The organism is Pseudomonas sp. SC3(2021) (assembly GCF_019856535.1).
GTDB classification, from domain to species: Bacteria; Pseudomonadota; Gammaproteobacteria; order Pseudomonadales; family Pseudomonadaceae; genus Aquipseudomonas; species Aquipseudomonas monsensis.
Window position 1 is genome coordinate 4,193,280 of sequence record NZ_CP082236.1, and the last position, 26,933, is coordinate 4,220,212.

The window sequence follows — 26,933 nt, forward strand, 5'->3', positions numbered from 1 at the left end:
GTTGTGTTTCGGTCATGCTAGGGCCGAGAATCAGCACAATCAAAGAATTGTCATGGATACATCCAGCGATGCCGCGATCCCGCTACAAGACACTGGTCGACGCTTACGCCAGCGACATCCGCGCCGGGCGTCTGGCGCCGGGCACACGATTGCCGACCCACCGGGAACTGGCGGCCAGCGCCGGGCTGGCGCTGGCCACCGCGTCGCGGGTGTACGCCGAGCTGGAGGCGATGGGGTTGGTCAGCGGCGAAACCGGACGCGGCACTTTTGTGCGGGAGACCTCGTTGGCGCCGGGGCAGGGCATTGATCAGAAAGACGTGGCGGTCGGCATGATCGACCTCAATTTCAACTACCCGTCGTTGCCCGGTCAGGCCGACCTGTTGCGCACGGCGCTGCGCCAGTTGGCACTGTCCGGCGACCTTGAAGCGCTGTTGCGTTACCAGCCCCACGCCGGTCGCCAGCACGAACGCGCTTCGGTGGCGCGCCATCTGACGGCGCGCGGGGTCAACGTCGACGCCGCGCAAGTGTTGATCGTCAATGGCGCTCAGCAAGGGCTGGCGGTGACGCTGATGGCGTTGCTCAAGCCCGGCGATGTCATCGCGGCCGACGCGCTGACCTATTCCGGTTTCAAAGTGCTGGCCGAAGCGTTGCATCTGGAGGTAGTGGCGATCCCGTGTGGCGAGCACGGGCCGGACCTGTCGGCACTCGACGCGCTGTGCCGCCAGCGCCCGGTGCGCGCGGTGTACAGCATGCCGACGCTGCACAATCCACTGGGTTGGGTGATGCCGATCGAGCAGCGCGAGCAACTGGTCATGCTTGCCCGCCAACATGACCTGATCCTGATCGAAGACGCGGCCTACGCCTTTCTGGTGGACAACCCGCCACGGACCTTGATCGACATGGCACCGGAGCGCACGGTGTACGTGTCCGGGCTGTCAAAGAACATTGCGACCGGTCTGCGCGTCGGTTTTATTGCGGCGCCCGACACGAGGGTGCCGGCACTGGAGCGGATCATCCGCGCCACCACTTGGAACACCCCCGGGGTGATGACCGCGATGGCATGCGGCTGGCTCGATGACGGCACCGTCACGCTGCTCGAGGCGCAAAAGCGTCACGATGCCAGGGCGCGCCAGGCGCTGGCCGCCGAGTTGTTGAAAGGACTGCGCTGCATTGGCCATCCGTCCTCGTACTTCCTGTGGCTACCGCTGCCGGAAGACGTGCGCGCCGATCAGATCGTCGTGGCGTTGATGCACGAACAGATTTCGGTCACCACGGCGGAGCCGTTTTCGGTGTCGGCGCAGGTGCCCCATGCGATTCGGCTGGCGTTGGGGTCGGTGGACATGGACGTCTTGCGTCAAGCGTTGATCACCGTCAGAAAGGTCATCGGCGCGTATCTGTAAGCTTTCGCTGGCGAGAAAACCGTGGCGAGGGAGCTTGTTCCCGCTGGACTGCGCAGCAGTCCTGTGTTTGCGGCCGCTTCGCCACCCGGCGCGAGCAAGCTCGCTCGCCACAAAATGTTAGCCTTGGCGCACTTGCACGACACTGCTTTGGATCGTTTGATGAAAAACAGCGCTTTCCTGTCCCTGACCTTGATCCTTGCCGCAGGCCTTTTCGGCACCTCCGCGCACGCCGCCGGTGACACTGAGGCTGGCGCCAGGATCTTCCCGCGCCTGTGCGGCGGCTGCCATCAGGTCGGCGAATCCGCCCGGCCGGGCTTTGGTCCGCAACTCAACGGCATCATTGGCCGCAAGGCCGGGACCTCGGCGAACTACGTTTATTCCGACGCGATGAAAAATGCCGGCCTGACTTGGGACCGCGACACGCTGACGGCGTACCTGAAAGATCCGAAAGGCGTGGTGCCTGGCACGCGGATGATTTTCTGGGGGCTGAGCGACCAGGAAAAACTCGACAACCTGCTGGCCTACCTCCAGACCTTCGCGCAATAAGGGCCGGCGCTTGATTTCTGATCGCCGCCACGCTTGGCGTGGGAGTGCCTCACGGACTGCGTACCCACGTAGCGCGTGGGTACGATCAGAGAGGCGAGGTGCTGATTGCGTGATGCGCCACTCGGTTGCGTCCCGCCGCTTTCGCCTGGTACAGCTGTTGATCGGCGCGTTTGATCAGGGCGGTGGGGCTGTTGTCCGCCGGGTCCGCCAGGCCCACGCCGATGCTCACCGTGACGTGTTCGACCACCGGGAAGTGCGTGTCGGCAATCGCCGCGCGGATTTTCTCGGCGACCACTTCCGGGGTGTCGGGCTGGGCGATTTCCGGCAACAGGACTGCGAACTCTTCACCGCCGTAACGGGCGACGAAATCGGTGGTGCGCAGGCTGGCGCCGATCAATTGGGCCAATTGCCTGAGCACGTCATCGCCCACCGCATGGCCGTGGGTGTCGTTGATGCGTTTGAAATGGTCGGCGTCGATCAATAGCAGTGCAAACGGGCGCCCGGTGCGGCGCGACAGCAGCGTGTATTCGGTGAGTTTTTCGTCGAAGCGGCGACGGTTGTAGGCGCCGGTCAGCGCGTCGTGGGTCGCCAGGCTCAGCAGCTCGGCGTTGGCCTGGCGCAGATCGGCCGTGCGCTGCGCCACGATAGCTTCCAGCGATGCATTGGCCTCCTGCAGTTCGCGTTCCTTGCCGAGCAGCGACTGCGTCATTGCATCGATCGACTGGCCAAGCTGGGCGATTTCCCGCACCGGGTGCTGCAACGGAAAGTGCGCACCGGGCTGGTTGTCCTGCACCTGTTTGGCCGAACGCGCCAGCTGTTCGATCGGACGACTCAGGTACAGCGCCAGATAATAGGCCACCACGCCAAACAGTACGGCAGCGACCACCCCCAGCAAGAGCAATTTATACAGCAGCATATGCGCCGGTTGCAGCGCGGTTTCCAGGGGCTGGCGCACGGCAATCGACCACGACAGTGCACTGCTCGACGGTGTTGGCACTTTGACCATACTGGTCAGGTAGCCATCGCCCACCGACCAGCCCGGCGCGCGTGAATCACTCGTCGACAATCGCTGGCCCATCAAGGCTTCGGGGTAGAGCACTTTGCCGTCGTGATCGATGATCAGCGCTTCGATGTCCGGTGCCGAGTTCTTGTGGGAGAACGCCGCCGATTCGACAATGCGCGTCACCCAGTTCCAGTGCGCGTGCGCGCCCAGCACACCAATCACCTGATCGGCGGCGTTACGGATCGGCGCCGCGAAGTCGATGAAACGCAACGGTTCGCCGCTGGGCGACCCCGGCAGCATTTTGGCCAGCAGCACCGCTTCATGAGGATTGCCGGTGTATTCGCCGCGCAGTCCGGCCTGAAACCACGGCCGTTGTTGCACCGATTGGCCGACCAGCAAGCCGTTCACCGCTTGATGCACGTTGCCTGCGGCATCGGTCACGCCCATCCACGCATATTCGGCGCGGGCCTGAGTGCGCAGTTGCAACGATTTGAGAATGGCCGGGTTGTCCAGATCACCGCGTTCCAGATGCGGCGCCCGGCTGAGCAGATACACCTCCAACTGCCGCTCGCGCAGTTGTTCACCCAGCAACGACGCGGCCGAACGTGCCGTATTGAGCAGCGCGCTGCCACTGGCCTGCTTCATCTGCTCGGTGGCGATATGGCCCACATAAAAGCCCACGCTCAACAACGTCAGCAGGGACAAACCGGTAAACCAGAGAGTGAGATGGCTACGCAGACTGGCTTTGAGCATGGGCGGTGTCTGTCTTCATTGGAGTGGCGCCATGGTATGCGACATCGGCGATCAGCTGCCAGCGAAGCGGTTCACGAACCGGGACGAAACCGCCGACACGAAAAAGCCCGGCTGATCAGGCCGGGCTTTTAATGGGGACAGCGGCAGTGCTTTGGGCTCAAGCGTTGCGGCTTTCGATCAGACGATCGGAGCCACCTTCGGCAACGCGGCGTTCGAGCAGACGATCGGAGCCACCTTCGGCAACGCGGCGTTCGAGCAGACGATCCGAACCACCTTCGGCAACGCGGCGTTCGAGCAGACGATCCGAACCACCTTCGGCAACGCGGCGTTCGAGCAGACGATCAGAGCCACCTTCGGCAACGCGGCGTTCGATCAGACGATCGGAGCCGCCTTCGGCAACGCGGCGTTCGAGCAGACGATCCGAACCACCTTCGGCAACGCGGCGTTCGAGCAGACGATCAGAGCCACCTTCGGCAACGCGGCGTTCCAGCAGACGATCAGAGCCGCCTTCGGCAACGCGGCGGTCGAGCAGACGATCCGAACCGCCTTCAGCCACACGGCTTTCAATCAACTTGTCCGAGCCGCCTTCGGCGATCAGGGTGTGCGCCGGGGTTGCGGCGAAAGCGTTAACTGCAAAAACCGAGAAAGCGATGCTGAGAAGGGTCTGGCGTTTCATGATCGTGTGCTCCGGGGTGTTTTGGGTTGGTATGGAGCGGATGTTACGCCGCAGAATTTTTATGAGAACTTCATTGCCGTGATGGTAAACATCGACGGCAATGATGGTCCCCCAAACCCCACACCAACCACTTGTAGGCGCTGGCGCCGGCTGCGACCTTTTGATCCTGACGTCGCTCAGCGTGAGTTCCCGGCCCGAACACACAACTCCCCGGTAGCCCTGACCAACGCCAGCTCATGCAGTGCATCCCGCGCCAGCCCCTTGCGCGCCTCCATCACCCAGGCCGGACAATCCGCAGCCTGGCGATACGGCGCAAACGCTGCATATTGCTGCAACAGCCGGCTCTGCAACTCATCCAGTCGCGGGCGGATCTGCTGGCCCAGATCCGGCCGCGGTGTGTCCGGCGCCGCCCCGGCCGCCTGCCATTGCGCGAGCAAGCCATACTGCACCAGCTTGTTGGCTTCCATCTGCGCGGCGAGCAACTGTGCAACCTCTTCAGGATCCAGCTTGCGTTCAACGGCCAGCGCGCGGGCGTTGGCAATGATCTGCGCTTCACGCGGGCTGTCCTGAATCGGCTTGCCGCTGTCCCATTTGGTCAGCGCCACCTGATCGCCGATGTTCAGGCGTTCGTTCAGGGTCATCAACAAGGGTTTCAACGACTCGGGCGCTGCGGCTGAGGCGGCGTGGGCGGTGCCGGCGAACAGAGCCAGCAAGGCACAGGAGAGCAGGCGTGACGGCGGGAGCATGGGCATGGCCTCGATTGAAATATAAACACAGGGCTCAAATGTTAATTGCACCCCGCTTGCAAGTCACCGAAGCTATCCTGCATCAGTCTTCCCGTGTCGAGATGGACCTCCAGTCAATGCAAACCCCCAGCGCCATCAAACCTCTCTGGCAAACCTACTTGCTGTTTCTGGCGCCGATGGTGTTGTCCAATTTCCTGCAATCGATGTCCGGCACCGTCAACAGCATCTACATCGGTCAGATGCTCGGCACGCAGGCCTTGGCGGCGGTGTCGGGGATGTTTCCCATCGTGTTCTTTTTCATTGCCCTGGTGATCGGCCTCGGTGCCGGCGCCGGTGTACTGATCGGCCAGGCATGGGGCGCGCGTGAGCCGCACATGGTCAAGGCGATTGCCGGGGCGACGCTGCTGTTGGGGGTATTGATCGGTCTGGTCGCGGCGGTACTCGGCAGCGTTTTTGCGCGGCAGGCGTTGGCCGGGTTGGGCACGCCGGCGGATGTGCTCGACGATGCGGTGGCGTATGCCCACGTGATGATGTGGATTCTGCCGTCGATGCTGGTGTTCGTGTTGTTCACACAGTTGCTGCGCGGGGTCAGCGATACGCTGTCGCCGTTGCTGGCGTTGATGGTGTCGACCTGCGTCGGGCTGGCGCTGACGCCAGCGCTGATACGGGGCTGGTTCGGCTTGCCGCAGATGGGCATTCAGAGCGCGGCCTATGCGGGACTGGCGGGTAACCTGTCGGCGATGGCGTGGCTGGCGTGGCGCCTGATTCGCAAGAGGCATCCGTTGGCGCCGGATCGCGAGTTCTTCGCCGCGTTGCGCCTGGACGCGGCAATTCTCGGCAAGGTCCTGCGCATCGGTCTGCCGACCGGTGTGCAGATGATCGTGCTGTCGTTGTCCGAGCTGGTGATTCTGGCGCTGGTCAACCAGCATGGTTCACAGGCGACGGCGGCCTATGGCGCGGTGACCCAGATCGTCAACTACGTGCAGTTCCCGGCGTTGTCGATTGCGATCACCGCGTCGATCCTCGGCGCCCAGGCCATCGGGGCCGGACGGCTGGAACGCATGGGGCCGATCCTGCGCACCGGGCTGCTGATCAACGTGTGCCTGACCGGCGGATTGATTGTGCTGGGCTATTTGCTGTCGCACTGGTTGCTGGGTTTGTTCCTGACTGAAGACAGCACCCGCGCCATGGCCGAACATCTGCTGCACATCATGTTGTGGAGCCTGCTGGTGTTTGGCTTCCAGGCGATCATCGGCGGGATCATGCGTGCCAGCGGTACGGTGCTGGTGCCTGTGGCGATCGCAATCATCTGCGTGGTCGGTGTGCAGTTGCCGGCGGCGTACTGGCTGGACGGGCAATATGGTTTGCAGGGCGTGTGGATGGCGTTCCCGGTCGCGTATCTGGGGATGCTGGTGCTGCAGACCCTGTATTACAAGCTGGTCTGGCAGCATCAGAAGATCGAACGCCTGGTTTGAATACAGCCAAATGCAGAAGCTGCCGCAGGGGCGTGGGTGGTGTAACCGGCCGATGTTTGCTTAAGTCAATCGAGCCCCCGACGACAACGCGCTGCCCGGAGAATCCCATGTCGATTCGTTTGTTGCTGGTTGCCGCGTTGTTCCTGTGCGCCATTCCCGCCGTGCAGGCGGTGGAATACACCCGGGTCAACACCGCCGCCAGCCAGATCAGTTTCACGTACAACCAGATGGGTTCGCGGATGTACGGCACGTTCGCCAAGTTCGACGCGACGCTGAAGCTCGACACCGACAACCTCGCCAACGCCCAGACCACCTTGCACATCGACCTCACCAGCATCGACGCCGGCAGTGAAGATGCCAATACCGAACTGGTGAAACCGGCGTGGTTCGATACTGCGAGATTCCCCGTGGCGGTGTTCGAGTCCAGCCAATTCACTCGGGTTTCCGCAAACCACTATCTGATCGCCGGCCGTCTCACCCTCAAGGGCATCACCCGTGATGTGAAGGTGCCGGTGGAACTGAAACCAGACAGTGACATCGGCATTTTCGACGGTGAACTGTTGCTCGACCGCGACAGGTTCGGCTTGGGTGCGGGGGAGTGGGCGGACACTGTGGTGTCCAGGGAAATTGCCATCAAGTTCCGGGTGGTGGCGCCACAGCAGTGACGCCACCTGCCCGGATCAATAGGCGCGCCAGTGCCCCGGCACCCAGCGCCACTCATTGCCGCCCCAGCGATAATGGCCTGCGACCCAGTGATAGCCCGGTGCAGGCATCACCGGCACCACTTCCACCGGTGGCGGTGGCCGGTGCGGACGCGCCGGTGCAATCACGCAACCGGACAGGGTGATCGCCACCAGCGCAGCGGCGAGGAGCGATTTAACGGTGTTTGACATGGTGAAGTTCCCGATAGATGAGGTGTACAGCGTGTCGGGCGATCAACGCACCCAATGCCCTTCAATCCAGACCCAGTTAGGCCCGCGAGCCTGCCAGTGCCCCGGTTTCCAGCGCGCGCCGTAGCGCACCGGTTGCCAGTGACCGGGCACCCAGACATAACCGCGTCCTTGCCAGCGCCAATGGCCCTGATCCCAGACATAACCGGGACGCGCGCCCGGCATCACTTCCATGCGCATCGGCGGCGGTGCTTGCTGAACGATCACCACCGGTTGCGCGAACACCGGCGCGCTGGCCAGCGCGGCCAGGGTGAGCGGCACCAGCAGCAGGGTTTTTCGCCATTTGGACAGGGAACGCAAAACGCTCATGACAACTCCTCAAGGCCTGCGTGGAAAAGTGAACGCAGTTGAGGAATTGGACGCCGAATTGGCAAAAGATCCTGTGCGCGGCAGATGAAATTTTATTCAGAGAGGAGGGCGGCGCGAGGCTGACAGCGTGGCGCGCCAGCAAGGTATGCCGCACGCGCCGAGGCCGGGAGGTGAACCTGGGTTCAATAGAACCGGTCTTGTTCTTTCATCGCCTGAATCTGCCAGAACGTCCTGCCCGAGATCAGCAGAAACAGCAGGGCGAGCAACACACCACCGGTCATGATGTAGAACCCGGTCTTGTAGCTTTGCAGCTGGCTGGCGATGCAGCTTTTGTCAGGCATCCAGCGCGAAACCAGCAGCGGGATGGGGCCATCGACTTCGTACTGGGTGTGTTCGGCGTAGCGCTCATCGGCATGCTGCCCTTCATGAACCTGGCCTTGCTCATCGGCATAGCGATAGTGGATGACCTTGCCATTCTTGTTCATCGGGATGTTTTCCAGCTGCGTGACAGTGCCGCGGGTGTCCACGCCGTTGAGATTCAACACGCCATACAGGATGCCCTGATTACGGGCCATACCGGCCAGAAGCAAGACCACGCAGCAGGCGACGGTCAACATGACGATGCGGTTATAGAGGTGATCCTTGGCAGCTTCGCGCGGGTAATACATGGCCCGATCCTTGGTCTTGGCGGAGAGAGGTCGTTACATCGGCCCGCGCAAAGGGATCTTTAGGCGGTAGCCGGTCGCGTCACGGTATGATGTCGCGGTTCGTCGACCGCCGCGGTTGTCGGCGACGCTTTTTACCGTCGGAGTTCGCCATGCCACGCATCACCCATTACAAAACCCCATGCCCGGAAAGCGTCAACAGCCAGATCCTGCAGATGGTCGTCGACTACTTGACCGACATCAGCGCGGTCGGTCTCGGCCCGAGCAACCTGCTGTACAACGTTTATCAGTACGTGGTCGGTTATGAGGTGCATTTGTATCTGGAAGCGTTGAACGGCGAGAAGGGCACCGAGGTGGAGTTGCTCGTGGCGACCGATGACGATGACCCGCAACAGCTGATCGGTTTTCTGCTGTACCTGCCGGTGCAGGGCGATTGGGAAGCCTGTAGCGTGGCGTACATGGCCGTGCGTGAAGGGCATCGGCGCCAAGGGGTGGCACGGGCGATGATCGCTGAAATGGTCGGGCGTTACCCTCATGCCGAACTGGCCTGTAGTGTCGGCAAAGTCCCGTATTTCGAGGCGCTGGGTTTTGACGTGATCGGGCAGCGCGAGACACAGGTGCTGATGAGCACCCGGCATTACCGCAGCAACGGTCTGCGCGGTTTTATCGACACCACGCCGATCTACCGGTCACTGGAAGTGCAGCAGATTCACACCTATCTGCTGCAGAAGAACGGCAAGCGCGCCATGCTCGATGCGGAGAAACAACGCGACCGGCATCTGGATCAAGTCACCCGCCACACCGAAGCATTCGTGCGCCAGCGCCTCACCGTGCACTGATTGCGTACCCGGCCAATTCGCGCAGACAAAAAAAGAGCCTCAAAGCTCTTTGATGGGGAGGAAGTAGAGCCCGTGAGGCTCAAGATGCGCATGAAGCCAGGCACGGGCTTGATTTGGGGTTCAGAGCACCCGCGCCTACGCAGCGCTGGATGAGCCAAGTCACTGCGTCATTCCATTCTGTGAGCGTGGCAGGACGGGCTCAAGTACCGCCAGTCGCGCGGATTGCGCCGCGAGGCAGCGCCGCTCCTCCAGGCAACAGTGATGTTAGCGGGCGCCGGGCCAGCCTGCTTGGGCGAGGGCGGCGAGCAGGGTCTCGGCATTCAGTCCTGGCACCGAGTGGCCGTTGCCGTCGGTGCTGTCGCTGGCGAGCAGGGCGTTGATGATCGCTTCCTCTACCGCTTCGGTTGCCGCCAGAAACAGCTCGCTGATGTGGTCGTTATTGACCATGCGCAACCCGTCGCAGGTCGGCGCGCCTTTGCCTTCGTAGGCGGCGGGTGGCACCTGAGCGTTACCGGTGGCGAAGGCGATGAAAATGTCGCCGCTGTGGTCTTCATTACCACCGCCGGTCCGCGCCAGGCCAAGGCTGGCACGCTGTGCCAGACGCGTGCATTGATGCGGCAACAACGGTGCATCGGTGGCCAGGCAGACGACGATCGAACCCATGCCCGGATGCGGCAGCGAGGCACGCAAAAACGGCGAGTCCTTTTGCTCCATGTAACGCCCGACCGGATAACCATCGACCCGCAGCTCACTGCGAATGCCGTGGTTGGCTTGCACGATGGCGCCCACGGTCCAGCCACCCTGGGCAGCGTTCAAACGCCGCGATGCGGTGCCGATGCCACCCTTGAATTCATGGCAGATCATGCCACTGCCACCCCCCACGGCGCCTTCTTCGACCGGGCCGTCCACCGCACTGTTCATTGCTTCGGCAACATGCTCGGGCTGCACGTGGAAACCGTTGATGTCATTGAGCAAGCCATCGAAGGTTTCCAGCACCACCGGCATGTTCCAGTAGAGCCGGCCGTCATCCGGTTGTTGCTGACGATCCAGGGCAATCATCGCATCACGCACCACACCAAGGCTGTGGGTGTTGGTGAAGGCGATCGGGCTGGTCAGCAGGCCGGCCTCGCGAATCCATTCCAGCCCCGTGGCATCGCCGTTGCCGTTGAGCACATGCACACCGGCGAAACACGGCTGCTGGTTGGTTGACCCCGGACGCGGTTCGATCAGCGTGACGCCGGTGCAGATGTCCCGTCCGGCGCTGCTGCGCCCGCGCACATTGCTGTGGCCGACGCGGATGCCGGGCACGTCGGTGATGGCGTTGAGCGGGCCGGGCGGTAACTGGCCGATGCGGATATTGAGGTCGCGGGCACGAGGTTTCATTGAGGTTGGTCTCTCTATAAATAGTCTGAACAAGTCACGATTGCTGTGAGAGCGGGCTTGCCCGCGAAGGCGGCGTGCAGGCGACAACGATACTGGCTGACCGGACGCTATCGCTGGCAAGCCAGCTCCCTCAGGGTTTTGTGGTCTACAGGAGGGTTACTGGCCGTTCTTGACCTTGCTCCACACCCGCGTGCGCACCCGCTCGGTGGCTTTGGGCAGCGGCTCGAGGGTGTACAGCGTGGCCATGGCGCTGGCAGACGGATACACCGCCGGGTTGTCGCGCGTGGCTGCGGCCACCAACGGCGTGGCCGCGCGATTGCCGTTCGGATAGGACAGATGCTCACTGACCGGTGCGATCACTTCAGGGCGCAGCAGGTAGTCGATGAAGGCCAGGCCTTGCGTGCGGTTCGGTGCGTCCTTGAGCAACACCAGGGTGTCGAACCACACTGGCGCACCTTCCTTGGGCAGGCTGTAGGCAATCTTCACGCCGTTGCCTGCCTGCTCGGCGTTGGTCTTGGCTTCGAGCATCGCCCCCGACCAGCCCACTGCCACGCAGATGTTGCCGTTGGACAGGTCGCTGATGAATTTCGACGAGTTGAAGTAAGCGATGTGCGGGCGCATTTTGAGCAGCAGCGCCTCGGCTTTCTTGTAGTCCTCGGGATCGGTGCTGTTCGGCGGCAGCCCCAGATAGTGCAGGGCCACCGGCAGCATTTCCGAGGGTGAGTCGAGCATCGCCACGCCGCACTGGCCGAGTCTGGCAAGGTTGTCTTCGTTGAACACCAGGTCCCAGGAGTCCACCGGCGCCTTGTCGCCCAGGGCTGCGCGCACCTTGTCGACGTTGTAGCCGATGCCATTGGTGCCCCACAGATACGGCACGGCGTACTGGTTGCCGGGATCGTTGTTGGCGAGTTTTTTCAGCAGATCGTTGTCGAGGTTTTTCCAGCCCGGCAGTTGCTCACGGGGCAGCGGGGCGAGGGCGCCGGCCTTGATCAGCGTCGGCAGGCTGTAGTTGCTCGCCACTACTACGTCGTAGCCGCTGCGGCTGGTCATCAGTTTGCCTTCGAGCACTTCGGCGCTGTCGAAGGTGTCGTAGACCGGTTGAATGCCGCTGTCGCGCTGAAAGTCGTGCAGGGTGTTCGGGCCGATGTAGTCGTACCAGTTGTAAACGTGCACGCTCGGCGCATCGGCGGCCATCGCGCTCGAGGTGACACTGATACAGGCCAGCAGACCCAGGTTGATGCCCAAGTTGATATAGCCACGGTGACGACGCATGATGCGGCACTCCTGGCCTGTGCAGGCCGGTGATGAACAGGAGTGCTCAGCCTATCGGGGCGGTCACGCCTGACCCATTCCCATCATGGGTTACTCAAAAGGGGTAGTGCGTGGACGCGTTGTTGCAGGAATTGCCGGTGCATCAGAGCCTGGCGCGGGTGTTCAGCGGCGTCGGCGAAGACGGTTTCTGGCGGGCGCTGGTCGACACCCTGCGCCTGCTGGTGCCGCTGGACAACGCGCTGGTCGCGGTCATGAAAGCCGCTCAGGCACCGCAATTGTTGATCGACTTCGACAGCAAGGGCGGCGCCGATGAGCAACAGGAACTTGCCGGTTACAGCGCCGGAATGTATCTGCTCGATCCGTTTTATCAAGCCGCGTCGAATGGCATCGCCGACGGTTTGCATAGCCTGGCCTCGGTGGCGCCGGACCAGTTTCTGCACAGCGAGTATTACCAGAGCTATTTTCGCTCGGTGGTGGGCGAGGATGAGCTGCAGTTCATGATCAACGTCGAAGGCGGCGTGCTCGGTTTGTCGCTCGGTCGGGCGACGAGGTTCGACCTGGCCGAGCAGGGCCGGCTGTTATGCGTACGTGATTGGGTCCTGGCAGCGATGCGTCGGCATGTGCAGTTGTTGCCGCCGCAGGGCGTGCCGGTTGAGGCGGTGGTCGGCGATCTGGCGACGTTGCTCGATCGTTTTGACGCGCGGCTGACGGTGCGCGAAATCGACACGGCGCGCCTGATTCTGCAAGGCTTTTCCAGCAAGGCGATGGCCCGGCAGCTGGGCATTTCACCGGAAACCGTCAAGGTCCACCGGCGCAATCTCTATCACAAGCTCAATGTGAACGGGCATGGCGAGCTGTTTGCGCTGGTGTTGCGTCCACCCACTGCCTGATGCACCACAGTCCCTGTAGGCGTGAGCCTGCAGGGATTTTCGGGGGTGTCAGCCGTGGCGCTGGAAGACCAAGGCCTTGAGGCCGCTTTGCGGGTCGATATCGGGGAATTCCGGTGGATTTTCCAGTCGCTGTTCAAAGCGCAGGCTCGGGGCCTCCTGCGTCACCCCGTCGATCAGGAAGTCCGCCCCGAACGACGGATCGTTCATGCACGCCAGCACCGTCCCTTGCGCTGTCAGCAACTCCGGCAGACGCCGCAGCACGCGCTGGTAATCCTTGGTCAGCAGAAAACTGCCTTTCTGAAACGACGGCGGGTCGATGATCACCAGGTCATACGGGCCGCTGTTGATCACCTTGCCCCAGGATTTGAACAGGTCATGCCCGAGGAAGCTGACCTTGCTCAAGTCATGGCCGTTCAGGCGATGGTTGTCGCGACCGCGGCTCAGTGCCGCGCGAGACATGTCGAGGTTGACCACATGGCTGGCGCCACCCGCGATGGCCGCCACGGAGAAGCCGCAGGTGTAGGCGAAGAGGTTGAGCACCCGTTTGCCGCTGGCCTGCTCGCGCACCCAGTTGCGCCCGTAACGCATGTCGAGAAACAGCCCGGCGTTCTGCTTGCGCCCCAGATCGACGCGATACTGCAAGCCGCCTTCGACGATGGTCATTTCCTCGATCTCCTCGCCCAGCAGCCACTCGGCGGTGCTCTGCGGCAGGTAACGATGCTGGATCAGCAAGGTCTGCGCGCCAGACTGCAGCCACTGCGGCGAACGGCTGATCTGCAGCAACAAGTCCTTGAGTGCTGCGAGTTGTTCGGGCGCCGGCTCCTTGAACAGCGACACCAGTACCACGCCCTGCAACCAGTCCACGGTCACCTGCTCAAGCCCCGGCCAGCAGCGCCCGCGTCCGTGAAACAGGCGACGGGTTTCGCTCGGTGCCGCCGCCAGCGCGGGCAGCAAATGGGCGTGAAGGGTGGCGAGGGCTTCAGGGTTCATCGGTCAGGGTCGGCAAGCAAAAGGGCCGGCATTTTAACCACAAACGGGCGGCGGCGGACGTCTGTCTGCGCCGGTCTTGGGCGTTCTTTCGGAAAAGACCTGTATCAAAAGTGAATTTCTGTAGAAGCCGCTGCTCATACCAGTTAAGCAGCGGATTCACGCCGCTAAATCGTTAATGCAATTCAGGGAGTGCTGTTCCATGTGCCCAACACCAACGGCGAACGCGCACCTTCCTGGCGGGTTGATTCTGGTGGTTGAGGATGACCCGTTGATTCTGGAGTTTCTTTGCGAAATTCTTCAGGAGGAAGGTTTCAAGGTCGAACCGCAAACCAGTGCCGATGCGGCGTCGCTTTACCTGGAAAAGCACGCGCAGCAAGTGGCGCTGTTGCTGACCGACATCACCATGCCCGGCACCCTCAACGGTGCTGATCTGGCCAACCTCGTCGGCGACCGCTGGCCGGAGAAGCCGGTGATGGTCATGTCCGGTTATGAAACCCCGGAAACCTCGGGGGTCAAGCATCCGGTCGCGTTCATCAAAAAGCCGTGGGCCATCGGCCAGTTGCTCGATTGCGTGGACAGCGCATTCAAGTCCAAGGCTCCGCGCCTGCACTGACAAGTGCTACATTGCCGGGCCTATTGTGCCCGGCACCTTGCCAGAGGAAGCGACCCTTGCCTGTTCACGACGCTGTATTCAATCGCGCATTCGGCGCCTTTCTGTTCGACATGGACGGCACCGTCCTCAACTCCATCGCCGCTGCCGAACGCATCTGGTCCGCCTGGGCCGTGCGCCACGGCGTCGATGTCGAGGCGTTTTTGCCGACCATTCATGGCGTGCGGGCCATCGACACGATCAATCGCCTGAACCTGCCCGGGGTGGACGCTGAAGCACAAGCGGCGTTTATCACCGAAGCGGAAATCGAAGACGTTGAAGGCATTGTCGAGATTCCCGGTGCGGCGGCATTTCTCAACAGTCTGCCCGGGGATCGCTGGGCCATGGTGACCTCGGCGCCGCGGGATCTGGCATTGCGGCGGATGGCGGCGGCGGGGATACCCGAACCGGCGGTGATGATCACGGCAGAAGATGTGCAGGCCGGCAAACCTGATCCGGCCGGCTACCTGCTGGCGGCCCGACGCCTGGGCCTCGAGCCGCGTGATTGCCTGATCTTCGAGGACGCCGCCGTCGGTATCCAGGCCGCTGAAGCGGCTGGCGCGGCGCTGGTGATCATCACCACCACGCATCAGCATCCGCTGCACACAGCTCATGCAACGCTGGCCGGTTATGACGCGGTCCAGGTCAACGTCGACAGTGCTGGAAAGCTGCGCCTGCAACCCGACTGATTCAACTCAATCCCTGTGGGAGCGTGCTGTCAGTAAACCCCCGGCAGCAAGCGCCAGCTGCGCGCGCAATAAGCGTCGTACTCGGCGCCAAACTGCCCGCGCAGCAGCGCCTCTTCGGAATGAATGCGGGCGATCAACGGGATCAGGGTCAGTGCGGCGAGCAGCAGCCCGACCAGCGAACGAAACGCCAGCGCCCAGCCTACAGCGTTGATCACCAGCCCCAGATAACTGGGATTGCGCACCCGTTGGTAGATGCCATCGGTGACCAGCCGATGCCCCGGCTGGATCGCCACCAGTCCGCTGAAGCGCCGCCCGAGCACAAACACCGGCCACAAGCGCAGCGCGCCGCCGATGATAAACAGCAGCGCGCCGAACCAGCGGATGCCTTCGCCACCCAGCGTGAGGATATTCAGGCGGTCGCAGTAGGCCGGCAGAAAACCGCTGATCAAACCAATCACGCCGAATGCGGGAATCACCCAGCGATTGGCCCGGTCCTCGCGTTCGCCCGAACTCAGGTTCACTTCGGTGAACAGCGAGGCGATCACCATCGCCAACGTCGCCAGGGCCACGACCACTAGCGAGCCATGGGAAAAGAACACCGCCACACCACCAATGCCCCACATCGCCAGCCCCAGGTAAGCGAGCGTGGCGAGTATCGCGACGACGGTCATTTGCGCAGACATTTTCATGGCGGCCTCACGGCAAAAGGCTGATCCGTTCAGTGTAGATCGCCAGTGTTTTTCTGGAGGAGTGAGCCTGCTCGCGATGGCGATGCTTCATTCAACGGCTGCTCGGGCAAGGCCGGCAGCATCGGATCGTCGAGCACCTGAACACCGGGCAGGTCGGAATCGTCATCGGTCGGCGGCTCACTCACCAACGCGATATCGAGGCTACGCTGACGCAGGCCTTCGAGTTGCTCGGCGGCGCTCAAGTTGTACCGCGCCACATGCGCTTGCCGAGGATGTCGCGGCGTCGGCGGCGGTGATACCGGCCGGGTTCTGGCAGGTGTTGCGTGAGGCAAAACTGGTTTCTGAACGGGCGCCGTTGCCGGATCAACAGATCGCAGCCTGCGGCAGCTCCTACCTGGGAGGTGTGTGATGAAAATTGATTTGAGCGGTAAGTTGGCCATTGTCAGTGGCAGCACGGCGGGTATTGGCCTGGGCATCAGCCAGTCGCTGGCCGAAGCCGGCGCCACGGTCGTGGTGATCGGTCGCGACACGGCCAAGGTTGACGCGGCGCTGGCGAGCATTCGGCAGAAGGTGCCGGGCGCGCAATTACGCGGTCTGACGGCTGATCTGGGCAGCGCCGAAGGCGCCGAAAAACTGTTCGCTGCACAACCGCGGGCGGACATCCTGGTGAACAACCTCGGCATCTTCGACGCGGTGGATTTCTTCGATACCCCGGACAGCGAGTGGACACGGTTCTACGAGGTCAACGTGATTTCCGGCGTGCGCCTGTCGCGGCACTACGTGCCGGCGATGGTCGAGCAGGGCTGGGGGCGGGTGATTTTCCTGTCTTCTGAATCCGGTGTGGCGACGCCGGCCGACATGCTCAACTATGGCGTGACCAAAAGCGCTAACCTCGCGGTGTCGCATGGCCTGGCCAAGCGCCTGGCTGGCACTGGCGTCACGGTCAATGCGATCCTGCCGGGCCCGACGTTCACCGACGGTCTGGAGCAGATGCTCAAGGACGCCGCTGCCGAGTCCGGTCGCAGCCTGCGCGATGAGGCCGACGCCTTTGTGCAAAAGGCTCGCCCCACCTCGATCATCCAGCGCGTGGCCGATGTCGAAGAAGTTGCGCATCTGGTCACCTACATCGCTTCGCCGCTGTCCTCGGCCACGACCGGCGCGGCCCTGCGGGTTGATGGCGGTGTCGTCGACAGCATGGCGATCTGAAACCGAAGTCTTCTGGAGAAACCTTTATTTATGGCAACTGCATCAGCAACGATCGACATCCCGGCCTCGGCCGATCAGGTCTGGCAATTGATCGGCGGCTTCAACACGCTGCCGGACTGGCTGCCGTTGATTCCCAAGAGTGAGCTGAGCGCGGGCGGGCGCGTGCGCACCCTGCAAACCGCTGACGGCGCAGTGGTGATCGAACGCCTGCAAACGTTCGATAACGCAGCGCAGACCTACAGCTATTCAATCGAACAGGCGCCGTTCCCGGCCACGGATTATCTGGCGACGATCAAGGTTGAGGCGCACGGGCAGGGCGCGCGAGTGACGTGGTCGGGACGCTTCACGGCCAACGGCGTAAGTGAGGAGGAGGTGGTGGCGTTGTTCAGCGGCATCTACCAGGGCGGTCTCGAAGCCCTGCGGGCCAATTACCCCGCCTGATTGAACACCACAAAAACCCTTGCAGGCGTGAGCCTCCTGCTCGCGATAGCGGTCGATCATTCAACAAACATGTTGGCTGACCCACCGACATCGCGAGCAGGCTCACGCCTACATTGCATCGCGGTGATTTTCAGGATTTTGAAATCAGACTCTGCCGACAATCAAGCATCAGTTTCGCCCCGCCAAGATCGCTCTGGCCCACTTCAAGACTGAAGCCATGCAGGCTGACAATCGCCGCCACAATCGACAGGCCGAGGCCAAAGCCACTTTGCGGTTGCCCACCCTCGGCCCGGTAGAACCGCTGAAACACCGCCTCACGCTCGGCCTCGGGAATCCCCGGCCCGGAATCGTGGACTTCGATCCGCGTATGCCCGCCGTCATTCACGCCGCGCAGGATCACCGTGCCGCCAGCCGGGGTGAACTTGATCGAGTTGCTCAACAGATTCGCCAGCGCCTCGAATAACAGTGCCCGATCACCGTTCAGGCGTGGCAGGGTTTCCGGCATGTTCAGTACAAACAGCAGTTCGCCTTCCTCGGCCAGCGGCAGGTAAAACTCGTGCAGTTCTTGCAGCAATTGCACCGGATCGAGCTCGACAAAACCCGAGCGGCGCTGACGGTCTTCCAGTTCGGAAATCCGCAACAACCCGCGAAACCGCGCCATCAGCGTATCCGCTTCCGCCAGCACCAGATCCAGTTGCGCCGCTTCCTGCGAGCCTTCACCGGCCTGTTGTTGCATGCGGTACAACTGCGCGCGCAGGCGGGTCAGCGGGGTGCGCAGATCGTGAGCGATGTTGTCGCACACGCCTTTGACCTCATGCATCAACCGTTCGATGCGCTCAAGCATGGCGTTAACGATGGCGGCGAGCATGTCCAGTTCATCGCGGCGATTGGACAGCGGCAGGCGGTGGGTCAAATCGCCCGCGACGATGGCCTGGGCACTGGCCTGAATCGCTCGAATCCGTCGCAAGGGCCGACGGCGTAACAAATGCCAGCCGGCAATCCCCGGCAAAATCGTCAACGACACGCCCCAGAACAACGCGTGCAGGATGATCCGCGTCACCGCGAACAGCGAGCCGTTGTCGCGCAACAACACCAGCCAGCGTCCGTCACGGGTTTGCGTGGCAACGGCGTCGCAACTGTCGGCGGGCAGGGTCGGATCGTCGGAGTCGGCGCAGTCGACGAGCGTGTGGATCTTGCCGTCCAGCGGCAGGCCTTCGGGGATCCGTTGCAGTGCGCCACCGAGGTAGGTGCCTTCGGCATCGAACAGGCCATAGGCGTCGATGCCGCGGATGTCAAAGGTCATGCTCGCGGCGAGGGCTTCTTCCAGTTGCTCGCCACGAAAGTGCGAAAACAGGTGCTGACGCTGCATCAGCGAATGTTTGGCGAGGTTGTCGAGGTAGCCGGACACCTCGAAATACATGACCCCCATGAGGATCGCGCTCCATGCCACGAACAGCGAACTGTACAGCGCCAGCAAACGGCTGCTGGAGGAGCGCCAGCCGTCAGACGGGTTCGGCAATGACATAACCCGAGCCCCGTACCGTGCGGATCAGCGGAACGTTGCCGGCAGCGTCGATTTTCTTGCGCAGACGGCCGATGTGTACGTCGATCAGGTTGGTGCCCGGGTCGAAGTGATAACCCCAGACCTCTTCGAAAATCATCATGCGCGAGAGGATCTGGCCGCTGTTGCGCATCAGGAATTCCAGCAGTTTGTATTCGGTCGGCAACAGCGTCAGGACTTGTTCGGCGCGACGCGCTTCGTGGCTGATCAAGTCCAGCTGCAGATCCGCGACCTGCAAGGTCGTCGCCTGGGTGGCGCCGCTGTTCTGCCGGCGCAACAACACTTCGACCCGCGCCGCCATCTCGTCGGTGGCGAACGGTTTGGTCAGGTAATCATCGCCACCGGCACGCAGGCCGCGCACGCGCTCGTCGACATCGGACAGGGCGCTGATCATCAGGATCGGCGTGGCCACGCCCATGGTGCGCAGGGTGGTGACGATGGCCAGGCCATCCAGTTCGGGCAACATGCGGTCGAGGGTGATCAGGTCGTAATTGCCGCTCACCGCCCGGTCGAGGCCTTCGCGGCCATTGTCGACCCAGTCGACGTCGAGCCCGTGGCTGCTCAATTCGGCGACGATTTCCCGGGCGGTCACGGCGTCGTCTTCGATGGTCAAAATACGCGTCATAGGGCTGGCCTTGATCGGTTCAACGGAATGGCTGCATTTTGCCAAGAAATTTCCGTGACGCTTTAAATTAACTTTCATGTTGTAGCTGCCATTGAGCGGGCTTGGGGAAATATTTTCCTGAACGTTGATATCATCTGGCCACAATCTCAGTGAGGAGTGGTTTCGGTGCGTACGTTGATTCGCCGTGGCTGGATGCCAATAACCGGGTTGGTGCTGACGCTGTTGAGTGCTTCGGCGATCGCCGCCAATACCCCTTGTTCCGGGAAGAAGGGCGGAATTGATCGTTGCGACGGCGACCTGTTCCTGTGCAATGACGGCTCTATCAGCGGCTCGAAGAAAAGCTGTGCCGCCCTGTTCGGCGAACGCCAGCAGGCGCGCCCACAAAACTTTCTCCAGAGCGATGATGGCTGTGCTTGCGGCACAGGCTCGTTTTGCACGGGGCCGCGCGGAGGCGTGTATTGCCTGACGCCCAGTGGTAACAAAAGCTACAAGCGCAAATAACGTGCCTCGCCGCCAATGCATAAAACCCGCTGCTCTCGGGCATTTGTTGCAAGTTGCATGGTCCGGGGAAGTTCATTTTTTATAACTGATTGAAACCAAAGAATTTATTTAATTTCTGCGACTGGCACGGTCACTGCAATTCGTCTGATGACGAGTTGTAACACTATTTTTCATGCCTGGAGCGGTACAACAATGAATAGATCCTCAGATGGGTTTTATCCTGCTTACGAAGACTCGAGCAGCGTGTCAGGCGTTTCCTGGGGCGCGATTTTCGCCGGTGCGGCGGCTGCCGCTGCACTGTCGATGATTCTCGTGCTGCTCGGTTTCGGTTTGGGTTTCTCTGCCGTTTCACCGTGGGCCGGAGAGGGCATCAGCGCCAAGGGCCTGGGCATTTCCACAATTGTCTGGCTTGCGGCGACGCAAATCATCGCTTCGGGCATGGGGGGTTACATCGCCGGTCGTCTGCGGGTGAAGTGGGCGAACATGCACGGTGACGAAGTGTATTTCCGCGACACCGCCCACGGTTTCCTCGCCTGGTGTGTGGCCACGCTCGTTACCGCAGTGCTGGTGGTGGGCTCGGTCAGCAGCGTGATCAGTGGTGGCGTGCAGGCGGGTGCCAGTGTCGCCGGCGGTGCCGCCAGCGCCATTACCCAGGCAGCCGGTACGGCTGCGGCAAACACCGACAGCAATCAGTACGGTTACTTCGTCGACAGCCTGTTCCGTGATGACCGTCCTGCAGCCGTCAGCGATGACGCCGCCCGTGGCACCGTGACTCGTATCTTTGCGCAAAGCCTGGCCAATGGTCAGCTCAGCGCCGAAGACCGTACTTACCTTGCGCAACTCGTCGCTCAACGGACCAACCTGACCCAGGCCGATGCCGAACGTCGCGTCGATGAAATCTACGCACGTACCCAGAAAGCCATCGCCGACGCCAAAGTCAAAGCTCAAGAAGCCGCCGACACCGCTGCCAAAGTCGCTGCCTGGACGTCGCTGTGGATGTTCATCTCGCTGCTGGCCGGTGCGTTCTTCGCCAGCTTCGCCGCCACCTTCGGCGGTCGTCGTCGCGATGCGGTCGAGTACGTTGAAGTCGACACTTACACCACGACCACCCCGGTCCGTTAATCAAGGAGAACCACCATGCGCTCACTACTGCTGTTTTTCCTCGGCGTACCGATCCCGATCATCATTCTGATCGCCCTGTTCGTGCACTGATTGCTCTATAGGGGTTCATTGCCTCGGCCGCTTCCACTTCACGGTGAAAGCGGCTTTTTCATTTTGCCGCTGACCTGCGCAGGGGCTGTCGAAGGTTGTGATCCTTTGACCTTGATTTCTTAAAACAGAATCAAGAGATCGCAACCCGCAGCAGTGCCTGCAGGGAGAGATGTTTTAACGATCTGGATCAATATTCCCTTGGACGAGATCACCTAACTTAAAAGATCCAGGCCCTTGTCGCGGTATCGACTACAGTGCTCCGGTGCGCAATTTGCTGCGCTCATGGAGTCGCCCGGCAGATCCCACCAAAAACCACAACGGATCGCCAGGCAGAGTGCAGCAAGGAGCTGACGTAGAACTCCCCTGAACCTTTTCACGGATGAACATTGCAATGCACTGCCTAGAACGAACCTTCGATATTCAGCCTTTGACCCAGGCGGATATGACCGTCCACATCAACGGCCAACCGGTGACCGCCGCCATCGGCGAAACCGTGCTCAGCGTCATTCAATCCCTTGGCGTTCGCCAGATTGCCCGCAACGATCATGACCAGATCAGCGGCGCCTACTGCGGCATGGGCGTGTGCCAGTGTTGCCTGGTCAAAATCAACGGCCGGCACAAGCGCCGCGCCTGCCAGACCGTGGTACGCGACGGCATGCGCATCGAGACCCAGGTCAACCGCGTCGCCGCGCAGGAGGTCGTATGAGTCAGCAACCGTTGATCGTCGGCGGCGGCCCGGCGGGCATGGCAGCGGCCATCGAACTGGCCCGGCACGGCGTGCGTTGTACCCTGCTCGAAGAAGCGTCGCGCCTTGGCGGGGTGGTCTATCGCGGGCCGCTGCGCGATGGCGTGCAACTGGATTATCTGGGGCCGCGTTACGCTGAAGTGCTGGGCAAACTGCACGGTGATTTTCAGGCGCAGGCCGGGTTGATCGACGTGCGTCTGAACCATCGCGTGATCGGCGCCGAGGGCTCGCGGGCACTGGTGGTGCTGGACGGCGACGAGCAACTGCACTCGATCGAGTACCCGCAACTGCTGCTGGCTGCCGGTTGCCACGAACGCAGTGTGCCGTTTCCCGGCTGGACGCTGCCGGGGGTCATCATGCTGGGCGGTCTGCAACTGCAAATCAAAAGCGGCGTGGTCAAGCCGCAAGGGCCGGTGATCATTGCCGGCACCGGGCCGTTGTTGCCGCTGGTAGCGACGCAGCTGCACGCCTCGGGCGTGCGTGTGGCGGGGGTGTATGAGGCCTGCGTGTTCAGCAAGATCGCCCGCGAGAGTCTGGCGCTGTTGAACAAACCGCAGCTGTTCCTCGATGGCCTGAGCATGCTCGCGTACCTGAAACTGCACGGCATCCCGATGAATTACGGCTGGGGCGTGGTCGAAGCCCACGGCGAAGGTGAACTGAAAAGCGTCAGCGTCGCGCCCTATTCGGCGACGTGGGAGCCGGACCTGTCCCGTGTCGAACGCTTCGAAGCGCAGACGCTGGCGGTCGGTTACGGCTTCATCCCGCGTACCCAACTCAGCCAGCAGATGGGCCTCGATCACGGCTTCAGCGACGACGGCTATCTGCGCGCCAACGCCAATATCTGGCAGCAAAGCAGCGAACCCCATGTGCACCTGGCCGGCGACATGGGCGGGATTCGCGGCGGGGAAGCGGCGATGCTCGCCGGCAAGATCGCTGCGACGTCGATCCTGTTGCAACGCGGCGTGCTCGAAGAGGAGCTGGCGCGAGTCCGCCGTGACCGCTACCTGAGCAAACTCAAAGCCATCGTGCGCTTTCGCGCTGCCGTGGATCGCTACACCGAGCGCGGCGTCGGCCAGACCGCGTTGCCGGCCGCCGACACGGTGATCTGCCGCTGCGAACACACGACCCGCGCCGACATCGACCGCGCGCTGGAGCAGGGCGTGCAAGACATCGCCAGCCTGAAAATGCGCACCCGGGTGAGCATGGGCGACTGTCAGGGGCGGATGTGCGTCGGCTATTGCAGCGACCGTCTGCGCCAGGCCACCGGACGCAAGGACGTCGGCTGGCTGCGTCCGCGTTTCCCGATTGATCCGATTCCATTTTCCGCGTTCCAGTCCGTCGGCACGGAGGCCGCTGCCCATGAGTAAGTTCTATGACGTGATCATTGCCGGCGGCGGCGTGATCGGGGCGTCCTGCGCCTATCAATTGTCCAAGCGCCAGGGCCTCAAGGTCGCGCTGATTGATGCCAAGCGGCCGGGCAACGCGACCCGTGCTTCGGCCGGTGGTTTGTGGGCGATCGGTGAATCGGTCGGCCTCGGCTGCGGGGTGATTTTCTTCCGCATGATGTCGGCCAATCGCAAGCGCGAAACCCAGGGCGCGGCGGTGGCGGTAGACGCCAGCACACCGCATATCCTGCCGGCGTCGTTCTTCGATTTCGCCCTGCAGTCCAACGCGCTGTACCCGGCGTTGCACCGGGAGCTGAAAGACCACCACGGGATGGATTTCAAGTTCGAAAAGACCGGGCTGAAATTCGTCATTTATGACGACGAAGACCGGCTCTACGCCGAACACATCGTCGGCTGCATTCCGCACCTCGCCGATCAGGTGCGCTGGCTCGATCAGGCGGCGCTGCGTGCAGCCGAGCCGAGCGTCAGTCACGAGGCCCGTGGCGCACTGGAGTTTCTTTGCGATCACCAGGTCAGCCCGTTTCGCCTCGCCGATGCCTATATGGAGGGTGCGCGGCAGAACGGTGTCGATATCTTCGTCAACACCAACGTGACCGGTGTGCTGCACCACGGCACCCGCGTGACCGGGGTGCAGACGGCGGAGGCGGGGGTGTTTCACTGCAAGACGCTGATCAACGCGGGCGGCGCCTGGGCGGCGGATTTGAGCGAGTGGGCGACGGGCATCCGCATTCCGGTGAAACCGGTGAAGGGCCAGATTCTGCTGACCGAACGCCTGCCGAAAATACTCAACGGCTGCCTGACCACCAGCGATTGCTACGTGGCGCAAAAGGACAACGGCGAGATCCTGATCGGCAGCACCACCGAAGACAAGGGTTTCGACGTGACCACCACTTACCCGGAAATCGCCGGGCTGGTGCAGGGGGCGGTGCGCTGCCTGCCGGAACTCAAGGACGTCAACCTCAAGCGCACCTGGGCCGGACTGCGTCCGGGCTCGCCGGACGAGTTGCCGATTCTCGGGCCGATGCGTGGGGTGGAGGGCTACATGAATGCCTGCGGACACTTCCGCACCGGCATTCTGACGTCGGCGATTACCGGTGTGCTGCTGGACAAACTGATCAACGACGAGCCGTTGCCGCTGGATATCACGCCGTTCCTGGCCGACCGGTTTGAGGTGGCGCCGGTCAAGCACGAGCATGAATTAGAGCTGGCCTGATTCAAGGCACATTGATGCGGAATGTGCTGGCCTCTTCGCTGGCAAGCCAGCTCCCCCAGGGTTTTCAGTCGTTCACAAAACCTGGGGGAGTGGGCTTGCCCGCGAAGGCGTTGGCCCTGGCGGTCTGACATTTGGATCTGTGCAAGGACGTCAGTCCTGGCGCGATTCCTCTTCCAACTGATCCGACTCGAACAGCCGCGCCAGTTCCGCCCGAGCTTCCTGAGCGGTCTGCAGGACTTTGGCAGCGTCGTCGTAAACCGCGTGCTGGGCTTCCAGCACCTGTTCGTCGTGGTGTTTGAAGCGCTTGATCCGCGCATCGGCCTGGGCCTGGGTCAGACCGAGGCCGACCAGGGTGCGGCGGCTCATTTCCAGACTGGAGTAATACGTCTCTCGAATCGCCTCGGCGCCGACATCGACCAAGCGGTGCACGTGCTGACGGTTACGTGCCCGGGCGATGATTTTCATGTGCGGATACAGCTTGCGCACGATTTCGGCCGTCTTGATGTTGGTCTCCGGGTCATCCGTGGCAATCACGAAATACTCCGCCTCGCCAACTTTGGCCGCATTGAGGATTTCCGGGCGCATCGGGTCACCATAGAACACCGGCACACCGCCGAAACTGCGCGACAGCTCGATGGTTTCCACCGAGGTGTCCAGCGCCACGAACCGGATGTTCTGCGCCCGCAGAATCCGCGCCACGATCTGCCCCATCCGGCCCATGCCGGCAATCACCACCCGTGGCGTTTCGGTGTCGATCTGGCGGAACTGCTCCGGCACTTCCACCGGCTGCACTTTCGGGCTGACCAGACGCGCACAGACCAACAGCAACAATGGCGTCACCGCCATCGACAGGGTGATGGTCAGCACCAGCAAGTCGTACAGGCGCGGTTCGAACAGACCCTGATCGCGACCGATCTTGAACACCACGAAAGCGAATTCACCGCCGGCCGCCAGGACGATACCGAGGCGAATGGCGCTGATCTTGTTCAGGCCACCGGCCAAACGCCCGACAACGAACAGCAACGGCAGCTTCAGACCGATCAGCAACAGCGTCAGCCCCAGCACGGTGACGGGGGCGCTGAGCAACAGGCTGAGATTTGCGCCCATGCCGACGCTGATGAAAAACAACCCCAGCAGCAGCCCTTTGAATGGTTCGATCTGTGCTTCCAGTTCATGGCGATACTCCGAATCCGCCAGCAGCAGCCCGGCGAGAAACGCCCCCAGCGCCATCGACACACCGACCAGGTCCATCAGCCACGCCGTACCGATCACCACCAGCAGCGCGGTGGCGGTGGACACTTCCGGCAAGCCGGTTTTCGCCACCACGCGGAACACCGGACGCAACAGATAACGCCCGCCGACCACCACCACGGCGATGCCGCCGAGCACTTGCAAGGCGTGATTGAGGCTGTCGGCGTTGCTGGTGTCCTGACCGCTGCCGGCGAGCATCGGCACCAGGGCGATCAACGGGATGGCGGCGATGTCCTGAAACAGCAGAATCGCAAACGCCAGCCGCCCGTGGGGGCTGGTCAGTTCCTTGCGCTCGGCCAGGCTTTGCAGGCCGAAAGCGGTGGACGACAGCGCCAGGCCGAGGCCGAGCACAATCGCGCTGTTAAGAGGCTGGCCAAACAGCGCCAGCGCCAGCACGCCAATCACCGAGGCGGTCAGCAACACCTGCGCCAGGCCGACGCCGAACACCGATTTGCGCATTACCCACAAGCGTCGCGGCGACAGTTCGAGGCCAATGATGAACAGCAGCAGGACCACACCCAGTTCGGAGATGTGCGCCACGCTCTGCGGATTGCCGATCAGGCCCAGCACGGAAGGACCGATGATCACCCCGGCAAACAGATAACCGAGCACAGCGCCCAGTTGCAGGCGTTTGGCCAGAGGCACGGTGAGCACCGCCGCGAACAGAAACACGACAGCGGCTTGCAACAGATTGCCTTCATGGGGCATGGGGTAACTCCTGACAACGGTACGGCGGGGGCGATAAGGATAAGGGCTGAAACGATTCAAGATCCACTGAAGATCCCCTGTAGCAGCCAGCCTGCTGGCGATAGCAATCTGTCAGATTCCCGGTTGTTGACTGACATTCC

The 26,933-nt window shown here is 62.2% G+C and carries 28 protein-coding genes and 2 pseudogenes; 16 read left to right on the forward strand and 14 right to left on the reverse strand.

Translation table 11 applies throughout. The annotated features are described in order from the left end of the window. Window positions 1-68: 68 nt before the first annotated feature. Both K5Y35_RS18775 and K5Y35_RS18780 read left to right on the forward strand, forming a co-directional pair. Entirely contained in the window at window positions 69-1,400 is a 1,332-nt protein-coding gene (locus tag K5Y35_RS18775; RefSeq protein ID WP_222832584.1) for a PLP-dependent aminotransferase family protein, read from the forward strand. Window positions 1,401-1,559: 159 nt separating this feature from the next. Continuing rightward, window positions 1,560-1,946, forward strand: a complete 387-nt coding sequence (locus tag K5Y35_RS18780) for a c-type cytochrome (RefSeq protein ID WP_222832585.1) — start codon at window positions 1,560-1,562, stop codon at window positions 1,944-1,946. Window positions 1,947-2,031: 85 nt separating this feature from the next. Here the strand turns inward: K5Y35_RS18780 and K5Y35_RS18785 are convergent, their stop codons facing one another. The 3 genes from K5Y35_RS18785 to K5Y35_RS18795 form a co-directional block, all read right to left on the reverse strand. Next, window positions 2,032-3,702: a diguanylate cyclase gene (locus K5Y35_RS18785; RefSeq protein ID WP_128613679.1), complete on the reverse strand. Its 1,671-nt coding sequence runs from the start codon at window positions 3,700-3,702 to the stop codon at window positions 2,032-2,034. Between the two features lie 157 nt (window positions 3,703-3,859). Then, window positions 3,860-4,378 carry a phage infection protein gene (locus K5Y35_RS18790; RefSeq protein WP_222832586.1) on the reverse strand — a complete coding sequence of 173 codons (519 nt, stop codon included), beginning with the start codon at window positions 4,376-4,378 and terminating at the stop codon, window positions 3,860-3,862. Between the two features lie 176 nt (window positions 4,379-4,554). Further along, window positions 4,555-5,130, reverse strand: a complete 576-nt coding sequence (locus K5Y35_RS18795; protein ID WP_222832587.1) for a chorismate mutase — start codon at window positions 5,128-5,130, stop codon at window positions 4,555-4,557. A gap of 110 nt (window positions 5,131-5,240) precedes the next feature. On the opposite strand from K5Y35_RS18795, the gene K5Y35_RS18800 reads away from it, so the two are divergent. Together K5Y35_RS18800 and K5Y35_RS18805 are read left to right on the forward strand one after the other, a co-directional pair. Next, window positions 5,241-6,599, forward strand: coding sequence for an MATE family efflux transporter (locus K5Y35_RS18800; protein ID WP_123462543.1), 1,359 nt, complete (start codon window positions 5,241-5,243; stop codon window positions 6,597-6,599). 107 nt (window positions 6,600-6,706) lie between these two features. After that, window positions 6,707-7,264, forward strand: coding sequence for a YceI family protein (locus tag K5Y35_RS18805; RefSeq protein WP_222832588.1), 558 nt, complete (start codon window positions 6,707-6,709; stop codon window positions 7,262-7,264). Between the two features lie 15 nt (window positions 7,265-7,279). Here K5Y35_RS18805 and K5Y35_RS18810 read toward each other — a convergent pair whose 3' ends face one another. The 3 genes from K5Y35_RS18810 to K5Y35_RS18820 form a co-directional block, all read right to left on the reverse strand. Further along, window positions 7,280-7,492 carry a YXWGXW repeat-containing protein gene (locus tag K5Y35_RS18810; protein WP_222832589.1) on the reverse strand — a complete coding sequence of 71 codons (213 nt, stop codon included), beginning with the start codon at window positions 7,490-7,492 and terminating at the stop codon, window positions 7,280-7,282. A gap of 42 nt (window positions 7,493-7,534) precedes the next feature. After that, window positions 7,535-7,858, reverse strand: a complete 324-nt coding sequence (locus tag K5Y35_RS18815) for a YXWGXW repeat-containing protein (RefSeq protein ID WP_123462547.1) — start codon at window positions 7,856-7,858, stop codon at window positions 7,535-7,537. A gap of 182 nt (window positions 7,859-8,040) precedes the next feature. Next, complete coding sequence (locus tag K5Y35_RS18820) at window positions 8,041-8,526, reverse strand: DUF3592 domain-containing protein (RefSeq protein WP_128613684.1); 486 nt, start codon at window positions 8,524-8,526, stop codon at window positions 8,041-8,043. A 149-nt stretch (window positions 8,527-8,675) separates the two neighbouring features. Between K5Y35_RS18820 and K5Y35_RS18825 the strand changes: the two genes are divergently transcribed. Further along, on the forward strand, window positions 8,676-9,362 hold the full coding sequence (locus tag K5Y35_RS18825) for a GNAT family N-acetyltransferase (RefSeq protein ID WP_128613685.1): 687 nt from the start codon (window positions 8,676-8,678) through the stop codon (window positions 9,360-9,362). A gap of 264 nt (window positions 9,363-9,626) precedes the next feature. Here K5Y35_RS18825 and K5Y35_RS18830 read toward each other — a convergent pair whose 3' ends face one another. Then, window positions 9,627-10,745, reverse strand: coding sequence for a P1 family peptidase (locus K5Y35_RS18830; RefSeq protein WP_222832590.1), 1,119 nt, complete (start codon window positions 10,743-10,745; stop codon window positions 9,627-9,629). Window positions 10,746-10,901: 156 nt separating this feature from the next. Continuing rightward, entirely contained in the window at window positions 10,902-12,017 is a 1,116-nt protein-coding gene (locus K5Y35_RS18835) for an extracellular solute-binding protein (RefSeq protein ID WP_222832591.1), read from the reverse strand. A gap of 110 nt (window positions 12,018-12,127) precedes the next feature. Between K5Y35_RS18835 and K5Y35_RS18840 the strand changes: the two genes are divergently transcribed. Continuing rightward, window positions 12,128-12,907, forward strand: coding sequence for a helix-turn-helix transcriptional regulator (locus K5Y35_RS18840; RefSeq protein ID WP_123462557.1), 780 nt, complete (start codon window positions 12,128-12,130; stop codon window positions 12,905-12,907). Window positions 12,908-12,955: 48 nt separating this feature from the next. On the opposite strand, the gene K5Y35_RS18845 is transcribed toward K5Y35_RS18840, so the two are convergent. Then, window positions 12,956-13,897 (reverse strand): class I SAM-dependent methyltransferase, encoded by a 942-nt coding sequence (locus K5Y35_RS18845; RefSeq protein ID WP_128613689.1) that lies wholly within the window; start codon window positions 13,895-13,897, stop codon window positions 12,956-12,958. A 199-nt stretch (window positions 13,898-14,096) separates the two neighbouring features. On the opposite strand from K5Y35_RS18845, the gene K5Y35_RS18850 reads away from it, so the two are divergent. Next, window positions 14,097-14,510 carry a response regulator gene (locus K5Y35_RS18850; protein WP_123462561.1) on the forward strand — a complete coding sequence of 138 codons (414 nt, stop codon included), beginning with the start codon at window positions 14,097-14,099 and terminating at the stop codon, window positions 14,508-14,510. Between the two features lie 56 nt (window positions 14,511-14,566). After that, the gene (locus K5Y35_RS18855; protein WP_222832592.1) at window positions 14,567-15,235 is read left to right on the forward strand and encodes an HAD-IA family hydrolase; all 669 of its coding nucleotides are present in this window, start codon (window positions 14,567-14,569) and stop codon (window positions 15,233-15,235) included. A gap of 29 nt (window positions 15,236-15,264) precedes the next feature. Here K5Y35_RS18855 and K5Y35_RS18860 read toward each other — a convergent pair whose 3' ends face one another. Both K5Y35_RS18860 and K5Y35_RS18865 read right to left on the reverse strand, forming a co-directional pair. Further along, a complete protein-coding gene (locus tag K5Y35_RS18860) occupies window positions 15,265-15,924 on the reverse strand; it encodes a methyltransferase family protein (RefSeq protein ID WP_222832593.1) in 660 nt (219 codons plus the stop codon). Between the two features lie 98 nt (window positions 15,925-16,022). Beyond that, window positions 16,023-16,184 (reverse strand): annotated as a pseudogene (locus tag K5Y35_RS18865) (LysR family transcriptional regulator); the annotation flags it as partial. Between K5Y35_RS18865 and K5Y35_RS27925 the strand changes: the two are divergent. From K5Y35_RS27925 to K5Y35_RS18875, 3 genes and pseudogenes are all read left to right on the forward strand, one after another. After that, window positions 16,178-16,333: pseudogene (locus K5Y35_RS27925) on the forward strand (aldo/keto reductase); the annotation flags it as partial. The pseudogenes K5Y35_RS18865 and K5Y35_RS27925 overlap by 7 nt on opposite strands. After that, a complete protein-coding gene (locus tag K5Y35_RS18870) occupies window positions 16,333-17,130 on the forward strand; it encodes an SDR family NAD(P)-dependent oxidoreductase (RefSeq protein ID WP_123462567.1) in 798 nt (265 codons plus the stop codon). The pseudogene K5Y35_RS27925 and the gene K5Y35_RS18870, both read left to right, overlap by 1 nt. Window positions 17,131-17,160: 30 nt before the next feature. Continuing rightward, complete coding sequence (locus K5Y35_RS18875; protein WP_222832594.1) at window positions 17,161-17,571, forward strand: SRPBCC family protein; 411 nt, start codon at window positions 17,161-17,163, stop codon at window positions 17,569-17,571. Window positions 17,572-17,701: 130 nt separating this feature from the next. On the opposite strand, the gene K5Y35_RS18880 is transcribed toward K5Y35_RS18875, so the two are convergent. Together K5Y35_RS18880 and K5Y35_RS18885 are read right to left on the reverse strand one after the other, a co-directional pair. Then, window positions 17,702-19,096 carry a sensor histidine kinase gene (locus K5Y35_RS18880; RefSeq protein ID WP_123462570.1) on the reverse strand — a complete coding sequence of 465 codons (1,395 nt, stop codon included), beginning with the start codon at window positions 19,094-19,096 and terminating at the stop codon, window positions 17,702-17,704. Continuing rightward, entirely contained in the window at window positions 19,074-19,757 is a 684-nt protein-coding gene (locus K5Y35_RS18885) for a response regulator transcription factor (protein WP_042559723.1), read from the reverse strand. The genes K5Y35_RS18880 and K5Y35_RS18885 overlap by 23 nt, the downstream gene beginning before the upstream one ends. 165 nt (window positions 19,758-19,922) lie before the next feature. Between K5Y35_RS18885 and K5Y35_RS18890 the strand changes: the two genes are divergently transcribed. From K5Y35_RS18890 to hcnC, 5 genes are all read left to right on the forward strand, one after another. Further along, window positions 19,923-20,258, forward strand: a complete 336-nt coding sequence (locus K5Y35_RS18890; RefSeq protein WP_123462572.1) for a hypothetical protein — start codon at window positions 19,923-19,925, stop codon at window positions 20,256-20,258. Window positions 20,259-20,450: 192 nt separating this feature from the next. Then, the gene (locus tag K5Y35_RS18895; protein ID WP_123462574.1) at window positions 20,451-21,380 is read left to right on the forward strand and encodes a hypothetical protein; all 930 of its coding nucleotides are present in this window, start codon (window positions 20,451-20,453) and stop codon (window positions 21,378-21,380) included. A 481-nt stretch (window positions 21,381-21,861) separates the two neighbouring features. Next, window positions 21,862-22,176: a (2Fe-2S)-binding protein gene (locus K5Y35_RS18900; RefSeq protein ID WP_123462962.1), complete on the forward strand. Its 315-nt coding sequence runs from the start codon at window positions 21,862-21,864 to the stop codon at window positions 22,174-22,176. Further along, entirely contained in the window at window positions 22,173-23,582 is a 1,410-nt protein-coding gene (hcnB, locus tag K5Y35_RS18905; RefSeq protein WP_222832595.1) for a cyanide-forming glycine dehydrogenase subunit HcnB, read from the forward strand. Before K5Y35_RS18900 ends, hcnB begins: the two co-directional genes overlap by 4 nt. Further along, window positions 23,575-24,834, forward strand: a complete 1,260-nt coding sequence (gene hcnC / locus K5Y35_RS18910; RefSeq protein WP_222832596.1) for a cyanide-forming glycine dehydrogenase subunit HcnC — start codon at window positions 23,575-23,577, stop codon at window positions 24,832-24,834. Before hcnB ends, hcnC begins: the two co-directional genes overlap by 8 nt. A gap of 150 nt (window positions 24,835-24,984) precedes the next feature. Here the strand turns inward: hcnC and K5Y35_RS18915 are convergent, their stop codons facing one another. Then, window positions 24,985-26,793, reverse strand: coding sequence for a monovalent cation:proton antiporter-2 (CPA2) family protein (locus tag K5Y35_RS18915; protein ID WP_123462580.1), 1,809 nt, complete (start codon window positions 26,791-26,793; stop codon window positions 24,985-24,987). Window positions 26,794-26,933 lie beyond the last annotated feature (140 nt).